At 55.7% G+C, this 18,860-nt stretch carries 18 protein-coding genes; 10 read left to right on the forward strand and 8 right to left on the reverse strand.

Features of this window, described 5'->3' with window-relative positions; translation table 11 throughout:
- The first annotated feature begins 51 nt into the window (after positions 1 to 51).
- The 3 genes from KTE_RS19880 (at position 52) to KTE_RS19890 (ending at position 3,497) form a co-directional block, all read left to right on the forward strand.
- Positions 52 to 1,431 (forward strand): glycoside hydrolase family 1 protein, encoded by a 1,380-nt coding sequence (locus KTE_RS19880; protein WP_201383868.1) that lies wholly within the window; start codon positions 52 to 54, stop codon positions 1,429 to 1,431.
- 120 nt (positions 1,432 to 1,551) lie between these two features.
- Entirely contained in the window at positions 1,552 to 2,148 is a 597-nt protein-coding gene (locus KTE_RS19885; RefSeq protein WP_201383870.1) for a DUF4126 domain-containing protein, read from the forward strand.
- 347 nt (positions 2,149 to 2,495) lie between these two features.
- A complete protein-coding gene (locus tag KTE_RS19890; RefSeq protein ID WP_201383872.1) occupies positions 2,496 to 3,497 on the forward strand; it encodes a BON domain-containing protein in 1,002 nt (333 codons plus the stop codon).
- Between the two features lie 70 nt (positions 3,498 to 3,567).
- Here KTE_RS19890 and KTE_RS19895 read toward each other — a convergent pair whose 3' ends face one another.
- From KTE_RS19895 to KTE_RS19905, 3 genes are all read right to left on the reverse strand, one after another.
- Positions 3,568 to 4,788 carry a PLP-dependent aspartate aminotransferase family protein gene (locus KTE_RS19895; RefSeq protein ID WP_201383874.1) on the reverse strand — a complete coding sequence of 407 codons (1,221 nt, stop codon included), beginning with the start codon at positions 4,786 to 4,788 and terminating at the stop codon, positions 3,568 to 3,570.
- A gap of 62 nt (positions 4,789 to 4,850) precedes the next feature.
- Positions 4,851 to 5,351: a peroxiredoxin gene (locus tag KTE_RS19900; RefSeq protein WP_201383876.1), complete on the reverse strand. Its 501-nt coding sequence runs from the start codon at positions 5,349 to 5,351 to the stop codon at positions 4,851 to 4,853.
- Between the two features lie 438 nt (positions 5,352 to 5,789).
- Positions 5,790 to 6,596 carry a Cof-type HAD-IIB family hydrolase gene (locus KTE_RS19905; protein WP_201383878.1) on the reverse strand — a complete coding sequence of 269 codons (807 nt, stop codon included), beginning with the start codon at positions 6,594 to 6,596 and terminating at the stop codon, positions 5,790 to 5,792.
- A gap of 251 nt (positions 6,597 to 6,847) precedes the next feature.
- Here KTE_RS19905 and KTE_RS19910 point away from each other — a divergent pair, with 251 nt between their 5' ends.
- The 6 genes from KTE_RS19910 (at position 6,848) to KTE_RS19935 (ending at position 11,678) form a co-directional block, all read left to right on the forward strand.
- Positions 6,848 to 7,348 carry a hypothetical protein gene (locus KTE_RS19910; RefSeq protein ID WP_201383880.1) on the forward strand — a complete coding sequence of 167 codons (501 nt, stop codon included), beginning with the start codon at positions 6,848 to 6,850 and terminating at the stop codon, positions 7,346 to 7,348.
- Positions 7,349 to 7,626: 278 nt separating this feature from the next.
- Positions 7,627 to 8,463: a P-loop NTPase gene (locus tag KTE_RS19915; RefSeq protein WP_201383882.1), complete on the forward strand. Its 837-nt coding sequence runs from the start codon at positions 7,627 to 7,629 to the stop codon at positions 8,461 to 8,463.
- Between the two features lie 395 nt (positions 8,464 to 8,858).
- Positions 8,859 to 9,236, forward strand: a complete 378-nt coding sequence (locus KTE_RS19920; RefSeq protein WP_236600489.1) for a hypothetical protein — start codon at positions 8,859 to 8,861, stop codon at positions 9,234 to 9,236.
- 786 nt (positions 9,237 to 10,022) lie between these two features.
- Entirely contained in the window at positions 10,023 to 10,358 is a 336-nt protein-coding gene (locus KTE_RS19925) for a hypothetical protein (protein ID WP_201383886.1), read from the forward strand.
- Complete coding sequence (locus tag KTE_RS19930) at positions 10,355 to 11,203, forward strand: protein kinase (protein WP_201383888.1); 849 nt, start codon at positions 10,355 to 10,357, stop codon at positions 11,201 to 11,203. Before KTE_RS19925 ends, KTE_RS19930 begins: the two co-directional genes overlap by 4 nt.
- Positions 11,204 to 11,396: 193 nt before the next feature.
- Complete coding sequence (locus KTE_RS19935) at positions 11,397 to 11,678, forward strand: hypothetical protein (RefSeq protein WP_201383890.1); 282 nt, start codon at positions 11,397 to 11,399, stop codon at positions 11,676 to 11,678.
- 589 nt (positions 11,679 to 12,267) lie between these two features.
- Here the strand turns inward: KTE_RS19935 and KTE_RS19940 are convergent.
- The 4 genes from KTE_RS19940 to KTE_RS19955 form a co-directional block, all read right to left on the reverse strand.
- Positions 12,268 to 13,014: a ubiquinone/menaquinone biosynthesis methyltransferase gene (locus tag KTE_RS19940; RefSeq protein WP_201383892.1), complete on the reverse strand. Its 747-nt coding sequence runs from the start codon at positions 13,012 to 13,014 to the stop codon at positions 12,268 to 12,270.
- Between the two features lie 34 nt (positions 13,015 to 13,048).
- Positions 13,049 to 14,038, reverse strand: coding sequence for a polyprenyl synthetase family protein (locus KTE_RS19945; protein WP_201383895.1), 990 nt, complete (start codon positions 14,036 to 14,038; stop codon positions 13,049 to 13,051).
- Positions 14,039 to 14,390: 352 nt separating this feature from the next.
- Positions 14,391 to 15,335, reverse strand: coding sequence for a 4Fe-4S cluster-binding domain-containing protein (locus KTE_RS19950; protein ID WP_201369032.1), 945 nt, complete (start codon positions 15,333 to 15,335; stop codon positions 14,391 to 14,393).
- Positions 15,336 to 15,527: 192 nt separating this feature from the next.
- Entirely contained in the window at positions 15,528 to 16,706 is a 1,179-nt protein-coding gene (locus KTE_RS19955; RefSeq protein WP_201383897.1) for a hypothetical protein, read from the reverse strand.
- A 265-nt stretch (positions 16,707 to 16,971) separates the two neighbouring features.
- On the opposite strand from KTE_RS19955, the gene KTE_RS19960 reads away from it, so the two are divergent.
- Positions 16,972 to 18,123 (forward strand): hypothetical protein, encoded by a 1,152-nt coding sequence (locus KTE_RS19960; protein WP_201383899.1) that lies wholly within the window; start codon positions 16,972 to 16,974, stop codon positions 18,121 to 18,123.
- A gap of 280 nt (positions 18,124 to 18,403) precedes the next feature.
- Here the strand turns inward: KTE_RS19960 and KTE_RS19965 are convergent, their stop codons facing one another.
- On the reverse strand, positions 18,404 to 18,790 hold the full coding sequence (locus KTE_RS19965) for a PPOX class F420-dependent oxidoreductase (protein WP_201383901.1): 387 nt from the start codon (positions 18,788 to 18,790) through the stop codon (positions 18,404 to 18,406).
- Positions 18,791 to 18,860 lie beyond the last annotated feature (70 nt).

Here is an 18,860-nt window from a genome sequence, read left to right on the forward strand (position 1 = left end):
CTAGTAGCCGCGTACGCAAGTAGCGGGCCGCCAAAGTCGGAGAGGGTTACGATGGCGAAACAACGTGAGTTACGCTTCCCCAAAGGCTTTTTGTGGGGGACCGCCTCCTCGTCGCACCAGTGCGAGGGAGGCAATGTCAATAACCAGTGGTATCGCTGGGAGCAACAGGGCCACATTCTCAGTGGCGAGGAGTGTGGGCAGGCCGCGAACTGGTGGGAGAACGCCGAGCAGGATTTTGAGCTGGCGGAACAGATGGAGAATAACGCGCTACGCTTGAGTCTGGAGTGGAGCCGCATCGAGCCTCGCGAGGGAGTATGGGATAGCTCGGCGCTTGAGCGCTATCGCGAGATGCTTCAGGACCTGCGGCGTCGCAATATGACGCCCGTGGCGACGCTGCACCACTTTACCGAGCCGCTCTGGTTCGCGGAGCGCGGCAGCTTCGCGCGCGGCGAGAACGTGCGCTACTTCCTGCGCTATGTCAACTATGTGACACGGGCACTCAAGGACCTCTGTGATTTCTGGGTGACGCTGAATGAGCCAAACGTCTACGCGGTTCAGGGCTACCAGATGGGCGAGTTTCCGCCGGGTGAGCGCGATCTGCTGCGCGCCTTGCGTGTCCTGCATAACCTCATGCGCGCCCATGTAGAGGCCTTCTACGCCATACGGCTGCACCAGCCTCAGGCGCGCATTGGCTACTGCCTGCATTACCGCCTCCTCGATCCTGCGTTCTTTCTCTCTCCACTCGATCACGCCGTGGCAGGCGTGCAGGACTCCTTCTTCAACTGGAACGCGCTCAAGCTCGCAGAGGAGGGCCGCTATGCCTTCCCCTGGAACTTGCTTACGCCAGGTATCCGGCGCGCGACAGGCTCCCGCGACTATCACGGGGTCAACTACTATACCCGCGAACTGGTGAGCTTCGATCCAGGTGCGACGAGCGATGCCTTTGGCAGGCGCTCGATCCGCCCGGGCGCGGTCTGCAATGACGAGGGGCTGGATGGCCATTTCGGTGAGATCTATCCCGAGGGGATGTATCGCGTCCTGTACGAGGTCTACCGGCGCACGCGTGGCAATAAACCGCTGTACATCAGCGAAAATGGCTTCTGCGATGCCCGCGATGATCGGCGACCAGCCGCGATTCTGGAGCACCTGGCGCAGGCGCATCGCGCCATTCAGGATGGCATCCCGGTGAAGGGCTACTTCTACTGGTCTCTGGTGGACAATTTTGAGTGGAATAATGGCTGGCATGTGCGCTTTGGCCTGATCGACCTGGACCCCCGAACGCAGCGGCGTACGCCCCGGCGCAGCGCCAGCATGTTTGGTGAAATCTGTCGCGCCAACGCGATTACCGAGGATATTGTGGCGCGTTACGCTCCCAAAGCCCTGGAGAGCATCTTTGGCCCTCGTGAAGCGCTACAGCATTTGCATGTGTAGTTGCTTGAGCTGCCAGATTTGATCCATGGAACATTTGTGCGTCCTTATACGTAGAATCTTTATTCGGGTGTTGTGTTTTTTTGCATCAAGCTTTCATAACTGATTCATCAAGAGGAATGCATGGATATTACAGCGTCTGGCATTGGCCTGGCCTTCTCATCGGGCATTAACGCCTATATGCCACTCCTGTCGTACGCGATCGCGGCGCGTTTCTTTCACCTGTACAAAGTCAATCCTGACTTTGCGTATATCACAAGCGACTGGTTTATGATCGCGCTGGCCATCCTGGCCCTGGCCGATCTCTTCGCGGATAAAATCCCTGGTGTGGATCATGTCTGGGATATCATTCATACTGTAGTGCGTCCCATCGCGGGCGCGCTGGTGGCCGCGGCCGCCTCTGGTCATACCTCCGGGGCTGCCCTGGCGATTCCACTGATCGTGGGTGGTAGTATCGCGGGCGTGACGCACGCGACCAAGGCCACCACACGTGCCGCCTCAACCGTGGGAACGGCGGGTTTTCTCAACATCGGGATCAGCATCCTGGAAGACATAGGGATGATCATCTCGGTCATACTCTCGCTGCTGGCGCCTACGGTGATGGTCGTGATTGTCGTGCTCTGTCTCGCGCTCTTCATCTTTGTAGGCACGAAGATCGTGAAGCGGCTGCGAGCGCGCCGCCAGCGTCGCCAGCAGGCCAAAACCATGTCGTCGGTGTGACTTCTCGCACCAGCGGCGCTCGCTTGGGTAAATGATATGGAGAGCCCCTGGCGGCCTATGACCGCCAGGGGCTCTCCATATCATTTACCCAAGTATAGCTAAGAAACGTGTAATAGGTGTAGGGTTGATGAATGGGTCAGTGGATATTGCTAATGTTCACTGACACTGTTTGTTGTATACTTTAGAAAAGTGTATCTACCTCAAGGTTTCTCGTCACTATGTGGCTCGCGGGGAATGGTATGTGGTGGGCAAAGGCCACTAGTCTTTGCCCACCACATACCATTCCCCCTGAGAAGCGCCGCAGACGCTGAGAGTATCTAATATAATAAAGCAGGAATAATGGTGTTATGGAAACGACGACGACATCAATCTCTGAGATGCAGAAATTTATTTTTGGCAGCAAGGTCTATTGCTCCGATGGTGAGAGTGGGACGCTGACCCATATAGGCTTTGATGCCCGAGATTGGCGGGCCATTGTGCTGGGTGTGCGCTTAGGTCGCTTTATGGGCCGCACCGTCTATGTGCCCTTCAATACGGTCGCGAGCGCCTCCAGCAATGGCGCCAACCTGACTATTTCGCGTGATGAGCAGGAGCAGGCGCGCAAAGAGGCGCCCGGCGCCGCTATGTTCGATAGCCGTTCGCAGGTGCATCATAGCGAATCGGGTTCGACGGGCGCACTCTACCTGATCGCCGTGCATCCTGGCAGTGGCGAACTGGCCTACGTGGTCGCCAAGAGCCTGAAGGGGCAGGACGTACTGCTGGCGAGACGCTATCTCTCGCGTCTGGAGAGCGGTCGCATCGAGGCCTCGCTGCCCGAGGCTACCTTGCAGAGCCTGCCGAACTATCGCCCCGATGGCGAGCTTCAGAACGAGGTTGAAGAGATCCTCTTCGATCTGGGGCCGCTCCATATAGACTTCAAGGGTATGGAGGTGCGTGTACTCGATAGCGTGCTCTACCTGAACGGCAACATCTCTAGCTCGCTGCGTTCCGATATCGTCACCAATCAGGCATTGGGCGTCCCTGGCCTGCTGGAGATCAAGAATCGCCTGGTGGCCGACGATACGCTGGCCAGTCAGCTCGCGATGGCCATGGCGCATGATCCCCGCACGCAGGGCCTGCCAATTGGTGTCTATCCACGCCTGGGCAATGTGCGTCTGAGTGGTAGCGTCCGCGATGAGGCGCAGAAGCAGGCCGCCGAAGAGATCGCCAGCAAGTTCCCCGGCGTGCGCTCCGTAGAGAATGAGTTGCGGGTCGACTCCGCCACCTCCATGCTCTACGTCCTTTCCAGCACTGAAAGCATGGAACCCAAGGACCAGATCCCCGGCAAATATGTCCGCCACACCAAATAACTATCAGTAGAAAAAGAAGAAAAGGAGCATGGGGCATGCCTCATGCTCCTTTTCTTCTTTTTCTACACTTTTACCCTCTCAACGCCTGGTCCAGATCACTCAGGATGTCGTCGATGTGCTCGATGCCAACGGAGAGGCGGATGCATCCGGGGTTGATGCCCAGGTTGCGGCGCTCTTTGTCGCTGAGCGTACGATGTGAGGACATGGGGGGATAGCTGACGAGCGAGAAGACATCGCCCAGGCTCGTGGCAGGTAGACAGAGCTGGAGCCGGTTCATAAAGCGATAGACGGCCTCCTGGCTCTGCTCCTTGAGTTCGAAGGAGAGCAGGCCACCATAGCGCCCCTGGCCAATGAGGCGCTCTGCTAACTCATGCTGTGGGTGGCTGGCGAGGCTGGGGAAGTGGACGCACTCGACTGCGGGATGCTCGCTCAGGAAGGCCGCGACCTGGTTAGCATTGCCGCAATGGCGCTCCATGCGTAGGGCCAGGGTGCGTAGACCGCGCATGGTCAGGTGTGCCTCGAAGGGGCTGAGCATGGCGCCCAGCAGGTTAGCGTTGGTGCGCAGGTTCCCCATCAGCGAGTTCTTGGAGCTGATGACGGCCCCACCTGTGCTATCTCCATGCCCGCTGATATACTTGGTAGTGCTGTGGACGACCAGGTCAAAGCCGTGTTCGAGTGGGCGAATTAAATAGGGGGTCGCGAATGTACTATCGATCACGGTAATGGCCCCGACCTCTTGCGCGGCGGCGCTAATGGCGTCGAGATCGGCGATCTTGACCAGGGGATTGGAGATGGTCTCTAAATAAACGACGTCTGGTTGCTCTTCGCGAATGATGGCGCCAACCTCCGGCACGCAGAGATCTTTGAGTACGACCTCAACGCCATTGGGGATGTAGTGGGCCTGCAAGAGGCCAATCGAGGGGCCGTAGAGGTCTTTGGAGGCCAGGATCTTGGTCCCACTGGTCAGGCCTGCTGTGATGAGCGCGGCATTGATGGCTGCCATGCCTGAGCCGAAGGTGATGGCTCCTACGCCTCGCTCGGCACGGGCCAGGGCGTCTTCAAGCGTCTGGGCGTTGGGATTACCCTGGCGGGCGTAGACGAAAGCGGCGTCCCCATCGGGCGTCTTGCCGCTAAAGGCCTGGTCCAGGGCCTCGCAACTCTCGTGGATATAGGTCGTGCTGGCGTGAATGGGCTGGACGGTTGGTGTGCCAGTCTGGTAGCGCGAGCGTGCGCTCCGATCCTCATGGATGAGCTGCGTATCCAGGTGCCAGTTAGTATTGTAGTCTGTCATGAGCAAGCAACCTCTTTACTGTAGAAGCGATAGCCGGGCGGGAGCGCCGGGGGCCGGTGTTCTCAGGGCGTACAGAGCGTGTTGATATAGCGGAGATCGGCCAACAGCTCTGCGATGGAGGGGCGAGCCTCTTCATCCTGTGCGAAGCCCTGTTGATAAAGCGCGTTATAGCGATCCGCCAGCACCACGCCTGGAAGCAGTGTGCGTGTGGCGGAGTCCCACTGCGTATAGCGTGCGATAACGCTCCCTTGCGGATCGGCTAGCAGGGGAAAAGGCAGGTGCAGCTCTTCCTGGACCTGGAGGTTTTTCAGAACAGGATCAGGCGTGATGGCTAGAATAGCACACATCTCATCGCGAAAGGCACGGTACTGCTCCACGAAGCCGCTGAGCCATGTTCGCGCCCGCGCATCGGTGAGGCTGGGGATGAAGAGCAGCAGTAGATGCTCACGCTGCTTATAATCCCAGGGACTATGCGGCATACCATCGGGTCCCGGCAGCGTAAAGGCCGGAATAATCTGGTCCTTCACCAGATTATTAGGTGCTTGATTCTGTTCGTCATTCATCTTTGAAGCTCCCCCTTTGTGAGTCACTACAACATATCTTCCCTATTGGCTTATATAGTACCGCATATGGCTCTGATTGTGCCAGTGCTCTCTTCGCGCCTGCGGCACAGATCGGGTAGTGCTTGTAAACGGCGCACCTACCCTCACTCTCGGGTGCATTTACCCTCACTCTCGGGCGCATTTACCCTCACTCTCGGGTGCATTTACCCTCACTCTCGGGTGCATTTACCCTCACTCTCGGGCGCATTTACCCTCACTCTCGGGCGCATTTACCCTCACTCTCGGGCGCATTTACCCTCACTCTCGGGCGCATTTACCCTCACTTTCCAAGGGGAAGTTCACTCACACCCCTGAAGAGCGTAGCCGTCCAGCAGGAGCGCAAGGTAGGTGCGCCGTTTACAAGCACTACCTTGCGCTCCTGCATGGGCGGCGGGCTTCTCACATAGCGATGAAGGGTAGGATCTGCTCCTCGATGGCGAGGGCGACACCATCTTCGGCGTTGCTGCGCGTGACATGGTGGGCGGCGGCCTTTACTTCCTCGGAGGCATTGCCCATGGCGATGCCCAGGCCCGCGAAACGCAGCATGTCGATGTCGTTGTGGTTATCTCCAATGGCGGCGATCTCGTTTGAGGAGATGCCAAGCATACTAGCGATCTTCAGGAGGGCGCGCCCCTTGGAGACTGCGGGATGCAGGAACTCAATCAGGTCCGAGGCGGCCTGGGTGACGTAGAGCTGCGAGGCGAAGAGCTCCTCAAAATACACGCGTTTGCGTGCCAGCTCGGTTGGATCACAGACTCCCACCAGCTTGATGCAGGGCTGGGGATAGAGCTCCGCCACGTCCGGGACCTCTACGGCCGTGGGTGCGGGCGGAAGATACCAGTTTCTGGCGCCGGGCGTTCCCGTGTCGGCGAAGACGCGCTCGTGGGTATGGTAGACGCGAAAGACGTCCTGTTCCTGCAGAGCGCCCAACGTGGGCAGAATATATTCATCTGGAACGAGTTGTTCATAGAGGGGCGAGCCATCGGCTACGTCGGCGATGATCGCGCCATTATAGACGATCTGTGGTCCGTTGAGGGGAACGCCGGGACAGAGCGAGAGGAGCGCGGGAAAGGTCTGCCCGGTCGCGATCACCAGGGTTACGCCCGCCTCAACGGCCCGCCTGAGCGCCTCATGTGTGCGCGGCGTGATTACGCGCTTAGGATTGAGTAGCGTGCCATCGAGGTCGAGTGCCAGCAAACGATACATAGAAAAGAGCTCCTAAATTGAGATAGCCTGTATATATGTCTCGCCCGCCATTGTAACATATCTCAGACAACCAGCCGTTTATAAGAGTCCGATGTCGTGAGTGTGCTGGTGTTTGTTCGGAGTGATATAAATACAGGTGTCCAGAGATAAAGTGTTTTTGTAGTGCCAGCTCATATTAAGATTGGTAGTACTTTTATGGTTTTTTAACACATTAAAGTGTTTTGATGTGCTAAAGCGAAAAGGGGAGCTCAGTGAGACTTTTTGCAAAAGCTGTTGTTCTGACCGTATTAAGTGGGCTGTTTGCGCTGCTGCTCATGGGATATACCACTGATGCTGCCAGGGCTGCTACACATTTAACTTCAATAGCAACTGATACATATATGTTGAGGAAGGTGCCTGATTTCAGCAGGTTTGTTGGTTTCTGGTATGCTCATGGGGCAGACATGGTCGTTAACGCGGATGGTCAGGCACATTTTGGTGCGCGCACCTATACCTGGTGTGGTCCTGGGGTAAAGCAGCCGTGTGATTCGTCACAGGGAGGTATTCTCGACGGCTATACAGAAAATATACAGTTTTCCAGGGTAGACGGCAATGTCGCTTATGGGACAATTACGGCTGGAAATGTGCGTCCCGTTGGTTCAGAAGCGACATTGACACTTCTGCCTGGAAACCAGGTACGCTTTTCTGCTGGCATAGGTATGGGCAACCAGCTTTGCGGTCCAAAAGCGGCTGTAGGGGCATGTGGTGCGTAACTCACTTCACTGCACTAAGATCTTATTCCGAAACCCAACGTCACTCGCGTGCCTAGCCCTTCGCGCTCAGGTTTTCGGATAAGTAGTAAGCTAGCTCAAGTCACCTTGTCTCTCTCCACGCATGTATCACCCCTTCCCATCAAAAAGTTGATGGGAAGGAGTGATGCTTAACATGTATATGAAAGAGGCCCAGGACTGGAAGTATTAAGGCATACATACTATACTGCTTCTATACTAACGGGATAAGGTTGAGAAAAGAGACAAGGAGTGTAATTCCGATGCCTAAAGAAGCACGCAAGCGTTTGGAGAATATTGGTGCGTTACTGGTTGTGGGAAGTGGGAAGGGGGGCGTAGGTAAATCGACGGTCAGCGTCAACCTGGCGGTCGCGTTAGCGAAACAGGGAGCGTCTGTGGGCTTGTTGGATGGCGATGCCTATGGTCCCAGCATTCCCTTGATGTTAGGAGTGCGTAAGCGCTCGGAGAGCAAGGGCTGGAGCGCGGCTTTGCCCCTGGCGGACCTCAAGACTCAGCAGCGCAAGATTCAGCCACTCACGCGCTATGGTGTTAAAATTATCTCAGTAGGTTTCTTTATAGGTGAGGAGCAGGCGGTGGCTCCGATGCCCGATGCGTTGGGGTTGTTGATGCGCCAGTTGCTCTTCTCCGTGGACTGGGGCGAGCTGGATTATTTAGTGATTGACCTGCCACCCGGCACGAGCGAGCCGCAGGATACCTTCTGCCGTGAGCTAGTTGTGGATGGCGCGGTCCTGGTCACGACGCCCCAGGATATAGCGCGCATCGATACCGCCAAGGCGCTGGCGATGTTCCAGCGCGCGCATGTGCCGGTGCTGGGCGTGGTGCATAACATGGGGAGCGTCCTGTGTCCCCACTGTGGAGAACTATTTGAGGTCTTTCCTCGTAGCACTGAGCAGCGCAATGCCCTTGATTCCGTACCAGTTCTCGGCGATATCCCCCTGGACCCCGGCGTGGTTTCAATGAGCGACCAGGGCTATCCAGTGGTCGTAAGTATGCCCGAATCGGCGGCGGCACGCGTCTTTAGCGAAATGGCACAGAAGGTCACCCAGCGTCTCACCGAAGAGCGAGAGGGGGAAGCATGAAGGAGAAAGTAAAGGGCATCTTTACAGACACTATTTTAGCAACACTTTGGAAGATGATGTGTTGGACCGGAACGAAACAACAATTGCAAGCATTACTAGAGTAGTAGGTTTTTGATGTCGCAGCTCATGTTGGGTAACGATATCAAACGAGAAGGCCAAACACAGCCAACTCTCGTCTACGGAGGTTCTGTAAAGGAGGTACCTCAATGTGGAGCGACAACAGGACAAGAAAAACATTCATCATCATAGTCTGTTTGCTCGTAGTAGGAATAGTATCCTTTGGGAGTGTCATAGGTAGCCGCATAGCTAATGCAGCAACAACTTCGCCATCTCACTCACACTCAGCATCTTCAACCAATGTAGTCACAACGAACACTTCAACCAATGTAGTCAGGATGAGCGGTTCAACCGATGTAATCACGACGAACGCCTCAACCTTCAGGGTAACAAGCATTGATATGTCTGTCACCCCAAGCACCACCTCGCTATGGAGATGCGGCTCTTACATTCAAGTCACCTACAATGCCGTCTTCCATGTCGTCTCAGGCCCAAATGGGGGAACGATTGTGTTCTCCTATACCACCAACAATGGGCGTTCCCAAACGGCGGAAAAGTTAACTATTCTGCCTGGTCAGTACCTCTCAAACTACACGTTCACATGGCAAGGAAGTCTTCCAGGTGACCATACCTATCCAGCGCCGGGAGGCGTATTGGTCACAAGCCCAAACACCCTGGTGTCTCAGATGGTCATGCCAGCCGGGAAGTGCCGCTAACCAGCGAAGGTTTCGAGCGTTTCTCCCAAAAACGCTCTTAAGATGGAGAGATAGTCGGTTCCTCATTGTAGGCACTGGTGAGGGCGTCTACCTCTCCACTGGCATTCGGTACCGAAGTCGAGAGTTGCAAATGCGTGAGGGAGCTTTTTTGAAAGCTCCCTCACGTTTTTGAGCACAAAGAATTATTTCTCATTTATTGGCTGCAAAGGCAAAGTTAGGCGCAACATAACCATGTATTTGATGCACAAGAAAGTAGAAAATTTTTCAGTCCAATAGATAAAATAGTACAAGTAGATACGTATATTGACACCTTCTGAGCGTAAGCTTATACTTGAAGAGTCAGTATGCCATTTTATTTTCTTGGAATTATTTGGCCTGTACGTCCATCGTAGGCGCACGATTTATGACTTTGCCGGCACATTTGAAACGCGCAGACCTTGGTAGGGACCCGGTTTACCGCGTCCAAAGGCGATTGATCGCCTGTGGGCGCAGCCCCAAACGTTTCCCAGCACCATCTCGGGTGGTGGGTCATTTGTTGCCCACTAAAAGTTTTGGCTAGCGCCGAACTGCCATGAATGGCCTTCGGACGCGCTAAAGCTGGTTCCCTACCGAGGGTGGTGCATTTTCTGAAGGAGTCATCAATCCCCATTCTGGGGGCGCGGCGTGGTGCCTATGTGAGGATAGCTCGTTGCGTATATCAATTTATCGAAGGGGTGTTTGATCTGTTAGCGAGTTGAGAGGTGGTAAGAAGAGATGGTGTGTCCGCGGTGTGGTTATGAGGGGGATGTGACACAGAAGCCCTGTGAGCGGTGTGAAATGTTTGTTCCAGTGACGAGTACGGGGACCGCTGCCCAGGACGCGGCGGCTGCGCAGACGCAAGGCTCACCCCCTGAAGATGAGGGTGGCGAAGCGCGCAAGGCAACGGCGACCGCCTCGACGTTTCAAGCGCGCAGTCCCCTGCGAGAACGCAATGAGCAGCGTGTGCGGCAGGCGCGCTACGCTGCTACGCCTCCACCTGGAGTATCCCAGGCGGTTCCAGGATCGTTATCGCGTCCGGGGGGCAGCGCTCCCAGGAGGCGACGCCTCGCTCTGCGCAGGCTCTGCCGGGTTACCCGCAGATGACCCCACCTTTGCGCTCTCAGTCCTTACCGGCCCAGCCTGGTCGCAGCGAGTTCTCGCCATCGTCGCTGCCCGCACGTGTGAACCGCCTGGCCAATAATATCGCCTCGCTACGAAGTATCGAGCAGGCAGGTGGCGAGTCTGCTCGCTCAGGGATGGGGGCGCGCCCGCTGGCTGATACCAGTCAGCCAGCGGGCGCGCCCGTCCTGGTCTCAGGGTCCCTTCTGCGCAATGGGCGCTATCGCTTGAGCGAGCCGCAAATGCGTCATGAGTGGAAGCCAGGTACCTATGAAACGACCTGGCGTGCCCAGGATGCTCAGCGCGCGGGCGCCCTGGTGCTCATCAAAGAGGTTGAACTGGCGGAGGGACGCGAGCGTACCCAGGCCCTGCTACGGAACGCGATCGTGGCCCTGATGGAGGCTGGTCGCCTTCCGCGTGTCCCCGCGCTCTGGGATGCCTTTATGGAGCATGGGCGCAACTTCTTTGTTTTTGAGCCACTGGAGGGTGAGACGCTCATAGCACGCCTACAACGCGTGGCAGGGCCTCTCTCTGAACAGGAGGTCGTGTGCCTCTGTGTGCATATCGCGGAGGTCCTGGAGGCGCTCTCAACGCAAAAGCCCCCGCTTATGCATGGCTTGATCTGCCCCGAAAATATTGTGATCAGCCGCTATGGTGCGCAATACGCGCTGACGGGTTTCTCAGTTGTGCAGTCTGGTTCCGGGGGCAGTATGAGGTTGACCGGGAGCAGGCGCGCCTCTCGCCCTATGCCGCGCCCGAAATGGGAAGTGGTAAACTCGATGTGCGCTCGGATCTCTACTCGCTGCTGGCGACAGCCTACCATGCTGTGACGGGGAGGGCGCCTGAGCATGATCCGGCGAGCAATACGATTACGCCCGCCAGGCGGGTCGCACCTCAGGTCTCGCCGCGGTTAGATGCCATACTTACGCGTGGCCTGCGCCCCCTGGCTGTTCAGCGTTATCAAAGTCCCGCTGAACTGAAGCAGGACTTGCTGTCCTGGCGCATGGGGGGACGACATCGAGCATGGGAGCGATTGTCTCGGCCTCGGGCGCCTCATTTACCAGCGTGACCCCGGTCTCTTTTAATAGCGCCCTCCTGGGCGAGCGTCGCCCGACGGATAGCGTGGCCCAGATGCTCCCCAGCATGCTTGGTGACCTGGAGGATGAAGATAAGTCACAGCTCCCACAGCCAGAGGATCTCCCGCCCATGAGCGAGGGCAACGACCTGCTCCAATCCCTGCTCTGGCTGGGCGCGATCATGCTCTGTGTGATTGTCCTGGTCTGGGTCAGCCAGGGATTTCTATGAGAAAGAGGCCCGACGCTACTAAAGTACGCGTCTACATATCATGGGACCATCATACCTCGATCCATTACGCGACGTGGCCTCCCAGGCCGGTAGGGACCAGCTTTAGCACGTCCGAAGGCGATTAATCGCACTTCGGCGTTAGCCAAAAACGTTCCATTGCACTATGTTAGTAATCGGTTGTTTGTTGCCAACAAAAAGGTTTTGGCTAGCGCCGCACTGCCATAAATGGCGTTCGGACGCGCTAAAGCTGGTCCCATCGGCGTCAAGTTAGGGAGCAATTGCTTGATTCCCACGCCCATGCTGGAGAAAAAGGTAGTGCTTGTAAACGGCGCACCTACCCTTTTTCTCCAGCCGGACGTGGGACGCACTGACCACCGAACGCCGCCGTTCAGCAGGTGCGAAAGGTAGGTGCGCCGTTTACAAGCACTACCTTTCGCACCTGCATGAGCGGCGGGCCTGCAAAATGACGCTCAAAAAGCCTTCCGACAGAATCGGGAACTCTTAACTTGACGCCAATAGGACGCGCTAAAGCTGGTCCCTACCGCTATTGAAGCGCATTTATACGAGGGCTGATCCGTCTCTTGCTTATTTACTCCGGTTTGGTGCCCACGTGGATGGCGACGAGACCACCGTTGAGGTAGTAGTAGCGCACATCGCTCCAGCCGGCCTCCTCCATGATCTCCTTGACGCGGGGAGCCTTGGGGAAGGTCGTCAGTGAGTTGGGCAGGTAGTTATACTCCTCGAAGGCTTTGCCCAGGATGGTGCCAAAGAGGGGGGCAAGCTTGTAGAAGTAGAGATAGAAGAGCGTACCGAAGATCTTGCCGGGTGGGTGACTGATCTCCAGGCAGACGACGCGCCCGCCGGGGCGTACAACACGCAGCATCTCGCTGAAGCCCCTGCCGATATTGGTCAGGTTGCGCACCGTAAAGGCGGAGCAGCAGCCATCAACGCTGTTGTCGGGGAGATCGATATTCTCGGCGTCGCCGACGCGTAGCTCGATGCGGTCTTGCAGGCCCATACGCCTGAGTTTCTTCTCGCCAACCTCCAGCATCTCAGGCGTGATATCCATCCCGATCATATGGGTGCCGGGTCCCGAGTTGCGAATGACCGAGATCGAGAGGTCAGCGGTGCCCGCGCCCAGGTCGAGGCCGGTCTCGCCAGTTGCCAGGGCCAGGTAGCGTGCGGCCCGCTTGCGCCAGTAGGGATCGAGTCCCAGGCTCATCAGGCGGTTCATGAGATCATAGATGCCCGCGATACGCCCAAAGAGACGCCGCACATAGGGCTTCTTGCCGCCAGTTTCCTTAAATTTTTCTTCGAGAGACAATTTTGCAGACATAGCTAAGAGGCATCCTTGTAGAGTTTATGAATAGTTATTTCTTCCGCATCAGGACAAAATCGATCAGTTCATCAAGCACATCGCGGTTGAGCGAGGTTGGGAAGTGATAGAGCGCCTCGCGCGCCTTGTTGGCCTGGGCATGAGCATCCAGCAGCGACAGCTTCACGCCGTTGCCCTGGGTGACCCACTCCACAATCTCGCGGATCTCCTCGTCTTTATGGGTCTTCTCCTCAAGCAGGGTCTTCACTTGCTGGTAATGCCCGTTCTGGGGCGCATCCTGCAAGGCATAGATGAGGGGGAGCGTGACCATGCCCTGGCGCAGGTCATTGCCCGCGGGCTTGCCAATCGTTGATTGATCCTGGGTATAGTCAAGGATATCATCAATGATCTGGAAGGCGGTACCCAGGTGCATGCCATAGGCGTGCAGTAGCTCGATCTCTTCCGGGGTCGCGCCACTGATGATCGCGCCACCCTTGCTACAGGCGGCCATCAGGCAGGCGGTCTTACTCCTGGTTTTCTCATAGTAGGTCTCTTTACTCAGATCGATATTGCCTGCCGTCATCATCTCCAGGATGGTGCCCTCACAGACAGTGGCGACAGTGTCGGAGAAGAGGTGATCGATACGGGGGTCCTCGATGTCGGCGATCAGACCCGCCGTTTTGGCGAAGTAGTAGTCGCCAAGCAGGATCGCGATCTTATCGCCAAAAAGGGCATTGACGGTGGGGTTGCCGCGCCGGGTGCTCGACTCATCAACGATATCATCGTGAATGAGCGTAGCTAGATGCGTCATTTCGAAGGCCACACTCAAGAGTAGCAGCTTCTCAAAGCGATAGGTATTAAGTTTGCCAGCCAGCAGGGTGAGCGCGGTACGCAGTCGCTTGCCTGGCGCGCCCAGGGCATGCATCGAGGCCGAGTTGAGGATCGTCAGCCCTGAGGTTGCTCGCTCTTGAAACGTCTTATCGACCGTGTCGAGATCAGCCTGGATACCGGCAAAGAGTCGGCTCAAAGTGGCCGTTGTGTTCATGGTAGGATTCTCCATTTCCTCATGGTAGTGCCTCCCGAAAACCTGAGCGCGTAAGCGCTAGCCACGTGAGCGGCGTTGGTTTTCGCATAAGGAGGTAGTTGCCTTTGGATGTCTGTAGGCACAGTACTAAGGCATCCCCTGACTGTCAGCGCTCTGACAAGGCGAAACAAGCGACTTTATAGGTACGAACGATCATAAAAAAAGAGCCATGTTAAAGTTTAACAAGGTAGTTGCTAATCAGATTATAACGCGCTTTGTCCAAGCTTGTTAAGATATCCCGATTGGTGTCGTGGTGTGGAGATGCCAGGTGGCTGCAGGCCGCCTGGCACCTCCACACCACGACACCAATTTATTACACCTCAGCGGTGGTATCGATCTCGACCAGGTCTTCCTGGACATAGCCATTGGTGAAATCGAACTCATCGAGCACATCGAGGGCCGTGCGGTACTCGCTCCAGCTTAAGCGCCGATTGAGCACGGGATCGTTGACGGCTTTCCAGGCGGGAAAGTATTGATCCATCAAGCTAATGGGAGTATCTGGCCCCAGTTCCTCGGCGATCCAGCGCAGGACCTCACGTGTACCAGAGATATCCTCAGGCATGACCAGGTGGCGGATAAGCAGCCCACGTCTCCCTATGCCTTCCTCATCAAGCTGTAGGGGACCAACCTGGCGGTACATCTCGCGGAGCGCCGCCTGGTTATAATCCACGTAGCGAGGCATCTTCGAGGTGCGTAACGCGTTTTTGTTGTCTGAGTATTTGGCATCGGGTAAATAGATATCGATGACGCCATCCAGGAGTTTTAATGTCTCCAGGTTTTCATAGCCTGCACAGTTGTATACAATCGGCAGGCGTAGCCCTTTTTCACAGGCAATGACCAGGGCTGCCAGGAATTGTGGTACGAAGTGGGTTGGAGTCACCAGGTCCAGGTTGTGGCAGCGTTTCTTCTGCAAATACATCATCATGTCCGCGAGGCGTTCGGGGGTGACACGATGGCCCAGGCCGCCCTGGCTAAGCGAGAAGTTCTGGCAGTAGGTACAGCGAGCCTGGCAGTAGCCAAAGAAGATGGTTCCGGCTCCCCGCGTCCCGCTGATGGGTGGCTCTTCGCGGCGATGGACGTTCCAGGAGGCGACGATGGCCTCGGTCCCCGAGTGACAGACGCCAGTCTTGCCCGCGATACGGTTGCAGCGGCAGTTCTGTGGGCAGATAGTACAACTGCGTAGGACTTCCCAGGCAGCGGCCGCGCGCTCGGCTAGTTCACCGGTTTCATAGAGTTGAAGGTAACTGGGATAAAGCATCTGGCAACTCCAAGTGCGAGATTGCGAAATGATCGGATATGGTCAAGACGCCTTTAGCGCTAAGAAGAGTGCCCAGCCTTCTCTGCGATGACCGGACACTCTTATGTGAATTGTTCTTGTATGCCTGACCCTCTAGGGCCAGGTCCTGGTCAACGGATATACCTAGTATACCCTATGTGTCGAGCCAGTAGCTTAGTCCTGTGAGGGCCATTTATAGCCGGGATGCGAGGGCTTAGGTCCCTTGGGTGTGCGTGGTTTCTTCTCGCCCTTGGTAGCCTTCTTCGCGCGAGGGGTTCTGGCCTTCGCGTCTGACGGCTTGTCTGCATCCTGCTTCCTGGCCACTTTTTTCTTGGCTGGTGTCCCCTCGGCAGGCTCTGCTGGTGTGACGGGCTTGAGTAAGTTATCGGCGTCCTCGTCGATCTCGGTCCAGAACTCGGCGTTGCGACGCTGTACCGGGCGAGGTCCCTTGAGCACGCGTCCATCGGGGAGGCGGGTCACATGGAACTCAGGCTGTTGAGTCTTCTCGGCCTGGCGAAAGTTACGCGTGCGAGGCGTGCGAGCCTCTTCGTTAAACGACTCGTAGTCGCCCTCGAAGTGACCTGGGTGGGATCGGCGCGGTGCCTGATCCTGCTCAAAACGCCGGGGAGCAGAATTGCGCTCGAAGCGACGAGGAGGTTGATTCTGCTCGAAGCGGCGAGGCGTAGAATCACGCTCGAAGCGGCGAGGCGTAGAATCACGCTCGAAGCGGCGAGGAGGTTGATCCTGCTCGAAGCGACGAGGCGTAGAATCACGCTCGAAGCGACGCGGTGCCTGGTCCTGCTCGAAACGGTTGGGGCCTGCACCGTAGGGACGGCGAGGGCCAGTTGAACCCTGGAAGCGGCCGCCATGTGGGCGAGGTCCGCCATGGGAGGGGTAACGCTCCTGCCCCGACTCCCATTCAGGCTGTTCATTGCCACGGCGCGCGAAATTCGGCGTATTCGTATTATTATTGTTGTTGTAGGGACGTCGACGCTCTGGATACTGGGTCTGGTCATGTGATGGAGAGGAGAATCCGGGGCGAGAGCCAGTATGCTGATTGGGGCGATTATAGTTGGGAGCGCCGGTATTGCCGTTGTAATGGTTGGGACGGGAGTGCTGACCATTAGAAGGCGTATTGAATGAGTTGTTGCTGGTTGTGCGTGGGCGGTAGTCTGCGTGATTGCGCTGGGCCCCATTTTGCCAGGCGCGATCAACAATGGAGCGATTGAGGCGTACTTTGCCTGGGCGTTGAGTATTGCCCTGTTGCTGACCATCAGATTTACCAAAAGAGGATGAATCGCGGTACGGTGGGCGCGCGTCATCTCTTCGCTGTGGATTGAAGTTTCTGGTCATAGTTCCTTTCAAAAGTGTCTTCTCTTGTTATGGGGGTATGTAATGTAATTAAGAATGGTGGATAACGGCAAGATCGTTTGTCCCTCCCGTCGGTCATGCCACACCAACCTCGAAAAAATCCTTTGACGCGCATAAAGAGCGTGTAGGGTCCGATGCTTCTATGTAGGGGGGCGCGTCTGCCTACAGTATACCATATTTCTTTTCGGCCGACTATTCAGTAACATAAACACACCCGGAAGCACTATGTATTCCCAGGGACTGCATTATGCTTCTGGAGGTTTTGAGTGGCGCGATCTTCGTTCGTTTCTCTAATATAGAAGAGATTGTATTTTTAGGAGTGACCGAAGATATGTATGCCGATCCCTTGCAACAAACCTTTCGCATGACGCCAGGCTGGCGGCTATTTTACCTGGTATTGCCAGCGTGTGTATTTGGCACAATTTGTCTGTTACCTGCATTGATTATACTGTTTGCTACTCTGACGGGAGGGGGAAATATTTTTTTGCTGCCGGTTTCCCCGGCATTTATTCTTTTAGGGGGCATGCTTGTTGGCTGTTTGTCGACATATACATTTGTATGGTTTTTATGGAAAGCTACACGCCATATTGTGACCCCTGATGGCATACAATTTCAGTTTGTTGATTATAGCATCTATACACCCTGGAGCAATGTTGTGGGCGTTGCTCCCCGTGGCTTTGGGGCTTTTCATCCTCCTTCTTTGATCTTGAAGGAGCCCGCCATCAAAGGGCGCATTGAGGAGGGGCGGCAGCGGGGTATAGCTACGATCACATATAAGTGGGCAGGCAACAGAGACTTTCTGCTCACTGCTGTCCCATTGATATACACTGTGCCGCGCCGCAACTGGCAGGTGAGCGAGCTGGGCATGGCGATCCGCAACTACGTGCCGCAGTTGTTTAATGCAGATCCCGCAGGTTCGCCAGATGAGCAGAGGTTGCGCAAAACAATCAGGCGAAAGATGCAGTTGGCGGTTGTTATTAACGTGCTAGCTGGTATTCTGCTGGACGTTTTAGTTATATTCTCCATGATAGTTGTTGGCTCCCCAGCTGAGGTGTTCTGGATCGTGCTGAGTGCCTGTTTCTGGCTGCTTCTGCCTCCTTTGCTAGGGTACCAGATCACAAGGATGCCAAAGGCACAAACTAAGGGCACAACCAGGCGTTTCTCTTCATATTTTATGCTCATTCCTTTCGTTGTGATGTTGATTGTCTGTTTACTGAAGCTGGCTTATATTTGGAGCTGGTCTGCCGATCCAGTGAGCACCTTTATTGGCGAGCATGTTCAGACGCTAATGCTTATTAACACTGCTTTGGTTGCAACAGGCTCTTTTACCTTTACCATTTTTGCCAATCGCCTCACCGCCAAAGACCAGAAGCAACTGGCGGCGCTGGAGCAATTATAGATGCTTCTATCGTGGATGTATTTAATATTGGTAGGGACGCGCTGAAGCGCGTCCGAAGACCTCTCATGGCAGCGCGGCGTAAGCCTGTTTTTGCTGGAAACGCGCCCACCATATGGTTGTACTAGCCGCAACGTTTTAGGCTGCGCCTACAGGCGATTAATCGCCTTTGGACGCGCTGAAGCGGGCCCCTAATAGGGCAATTGCATCTAAAAAAACTCGTGTCTGCAACTTCTGCAACCAGCCAGTTGCAGGAGTTGCAGACACGAGGGAGCAGTACCGCCTACACGTACCCCAGGATGCGGTCAACCTTTATGCACAAAACCACACGCGGATCGCCACGATAGCGCGAGGAGGAGCCATACTTTTCTGCCAGGGTATTGTAAAAGGCTCCAGTGGGATCTTCCTCGATCTTATCAACCATCCCACGAAACTCGGCATAAGTGTAGGGGTCATCGGGGTCAGTAATCGTGATAGCCACACGCGGATCACGCTTGAGATTCTGGTATTTCTGACGTTCAGTGGTATGGGTAAACTTGATGTATTCCTCATCCCACAAAAACCACATCACTGATGAATTTGGCTCTCCCTTAGCGCCAATTGTTGCAAGATGCGCGAACGCTTTCGAGTTGAGTATCTTCTGAACTTTGGGACTATTCAAATCGGCCATGCAAATAACCTCTCGACATTACTTTGGCTGAAAGGCGTGATTGCCTTTCATGTAATAGAACCCCATAATC

Source organism: Ktedonobacter sp. SOSP1-85 (genome assembly GCF_016587415.1).
Taxonomy (GTDB): Bacteria; Chloroflexota; Ktedonobacteria; order Ktedonobacterales; family Ktedonobacteraceae; genus Ktedonobacter.